1 protein-coding gene is annotated in these 3,238 nt (G+C 65.8%); it reads left to right on the top strand.

Annotated features, from left to right (window positions below):
• On the top strand, positions 1–3,238 hold a 3,238-nt coding region (locus SO156_RS45560), incomplete at both ends, for a condensation domain-containing protein (RefSeq protein ID WP_498539428.1).

Below are 3,238 nucleotides of genomic sequence, written 5' to 3'. Positions count from 1 at the left end.
ATTGGCGGGGCGGGGGTGGCGCGCGGCTATCTGAACCGCCCTGAGCTGACAGCGGAGCGGTTCATCGCCAGTCCCTTTGTCGAGGGCGACCGGCTGTACCGGACCGGCGACCTGGCACGCTACCTGCCGGACGGCAATCTGGAGTTTTTGGGCCGCAACGACGAGCAGGTGAAGATCCGCGGCTTCCGGATCGAGCCGGGCGAGATCGCGGCGCGGCTCCTCGAGCATCCGGCGGTGGGTGATGCAGTGGTGGTGGCGCGCGAGGATGGCCGCGGCGACAAGCACCTTGTCGGCTATGTGGTGTCTGCGCCCGAGGCAGCTTCGAACGGACAGGATGGCGGCGACCTTGCCGGCACCTTGCGCGCGCACATAAGTGCGCACCTGCCGGAGTACATGGTGCCATCGGCGTTCGTGCGGCTGGTGGCGCTGCCGCTGACGGTGAACGGCAAGCTGGACCGCCAGGCGCTGGCTGCGCCGGACGATGAGGCGTATGCGCGCGCCGCCTATGAGGCGCCGCAAGGCGAGATCGAGACCACGCTGGCACAGATCTGGGCCGAGCTTCTGGGTGTTGAGCGGGTCGGACGCCACGACCACTTCTTTGCGCTCGGCGGGCACTCGCTCTTGGCGGTGCAGCTGTTGAGCCGGGTCTCGCAGGCCATTGGCTTCACACTGCCGCTGCCCACGCTGTTTGCCAAACCGGTGCTGGCCGATCTGGCCGCGAGTATCATGGATGAGTTGAGCCGCTCCGGCGCGCAAGACCTGCCAGCCATTGCGCCGGTGTCGCGTGACGCGCCGCTTGTGCTGTCGTTTGCGCAGCAGCGGCTGTGGTTTTTGGCGCAGCTGGATCAGAGCAGCACGAACTATCACATTCCGCTCGGGTGGCGGCTCAAGGGTGGGCTCGACCGCAGCGCCTGGCAGCGTAGCCTGGACCGTGTGTTGGCGCGCCATGAGGCGCTGCGCAGCGTGTTTGTCGCGCCGGAGGGCAAGCCCTGGGTGGAGCTGCTGCCGGAGGATGCGGGGCTGCCGGTTGTGGAGCACGATCTGCGGGACAGGCCAGATGCGGACGAGGCGCTATTGGGTCTGTGCAGGGAAGAGGCGTGCACGCCGTTCGATCTGGCGCGTGGCCCGCTGATCCGTGGCCGGCTGATCCGGATCTCGGATGAGGAGCACGTCTTGCTGCTGACTCAGCATCACATTGTCTCGGATGGTTGGTCGCTGGGCGTGTTGGCGCATGAACTCAGTCAGCTGTACCGGGCATTCGTGGCCGGAGAAGGCGATCCGCTGCCGCCGCTTGCAATCCAGTATCCGGACTATGCCGCCTGGCAACGGCAGTGGCTGTCGGGCGCGCGGCTGCAGCCCCAGGCGCAGTATTGGCGCAACAACCTGTCTGGCGCGCCGGCCCGTCTGGCGCTGCCGACGGACCGGCCGCGGCCGGCGCAGCAGTCGTTTGCGGGGGCGACGGTCCCGATCGTTATTGATGCGGAGCTGACGCGGGAGCTGAAGCGGCTGGGCCTGCAGCAAGGCACGACGTTGTTCATGACGGTGCTGGCGGGGTGGGCTGCGGTGCTGTCGTGTCTGTCGGGACAGGACGATCTTGCGATTGGCGTGCCGAGCGCTAATCGCGGTCGCCGCGAGATCGAAGAGCTGATCGGCTTCTTCGTCAACACCCTGGCGCTGCGGCTGGACCTGTCGGGCGAGCCGAGCGTGTCGGAGCTGTTGGAGCGGACGCGGCGCACGGCCTTGGGAGCGCAGGAGCACCAGGACCTGCCGTTCGAGCAGGTGGTGGAGATCGTGCAGCCGCCCCGGGCTCTTGATCACACGCCGTTGTTCCAGGTGATGCTGGCCTGGCAGAACAACGACGCTGGGACGTTCGACCTTCCTGGGCTGATGGTCGAGGCGGCGGCAGACGGCTTCGATCAGGTCAAGTTCGATCTGGAGCTGAGCCTTGGCGAGCAGGGTGAGGTGATCGCTGGCACGCTGGGTTATGCCACGGCGCTGTTCGATCGCGCGACCATCGAGCGGCAGCGTGGTTATCTGCTGGCGCTGCTGCGGGCGATGGTTGCCGATGCGCAGCAAGCGGTCGGGCGGATTGAACTCTTGTCATCCGCTGAGCGCACCTATCTGCTGGAGGCGCTGAACCGGACGGCGGTGACGTATCCTGAGCAGCAGTGCATCCATGAGCTGTTTGAGGCGCAGGTGCAAAAAGCGCCGGAGGCGGTGGCGGTGGTCTATCAGGACCAGCGCGTCAGCTATGGCGAGCTCAATGCGCACGCCAACCAGTTGGCGCATCATCTGATCGGGCTCGGGGTGAAGCCGGATCAGCCGGTGGCGATCTGCCTGCAGCGCAGTCCGATGATGGTGGTGGGGCTGCTGGCGATCCTCAAGGCGGGCGGGGCGTACCTGCCGCTGGACCCGGCCTATCCGCCGGCGCGGTTGCGGCAGGTTCTCGACGATGCGGCGCCGCGAGTGCTGCTGGCCGATGCGGCGGGACGATCGGCGCTGGGCGAGGATGCGCTACGCGATCTGACGGTGGTGGATCTGGCGGCGACGCCGGAATGGGCAAATCTGCCAGCGTCGGATCCGGACCCGCGTGCGCTCGGCCTCACCTCACGCCATCTCGCCTATGTGATCTACACCTCCGGATCCACAGGCACCCCCAAGGGGGTCATGGTCGAGCATCGCGGCTTGGTCAATCTCAGCTTGGCTCAGATCGGGCTTTTTGGCGTTTGTTGCAACAGCCGCGTGGTGCAGTTCGCCTCCTTCGGTTTTGATGCAAGCGCCTCGGAGCTTGTTATGGCGTTTGGTTCGGGAGCCACATTGCATTTGCCTGCGGATGAGCTCCGTCAAGCGAGTAACAAGCTATCGGATTATCTGCGAAGCGAAGCCATCACGCACGCGACGCTGCCTCCAGCCTTGCTTCAGGGAAGCCAGAAGCTGGAAGGCTTGGGATCGCAAGTTCTCATTCTTGCTGGAGAGCTGCCGAAGGCAGAACTCATCCGGAGTCTGGCTCCAGCATCCATTATCAATGCTTATGGACCTACCGAAGCAACAGTTTGTGCGGCGACCTGGAGTTGCCCCGATGGGTTTGATGGGGCCATTGTCCCGATTGGCCGCCCGATTGCGAACACGCGTGTGTATCTGCTGGATGATCATGGCGGGCTGGTGCCGTTTGGCGCGGTCGGGGAGCTCTACGTCGGCGGGGCGGGGGTGGCGCGCGGCTATCTGAACCGGCCCGAGC

This window comes from Bradyrhizobium sp. UFLA05-125 (assembly GCF_059803515.1).
Note: the sequence above shows the minus strand (reverse complement) of the source record. Positions and strands in the feature narration are given on the sequence as shown.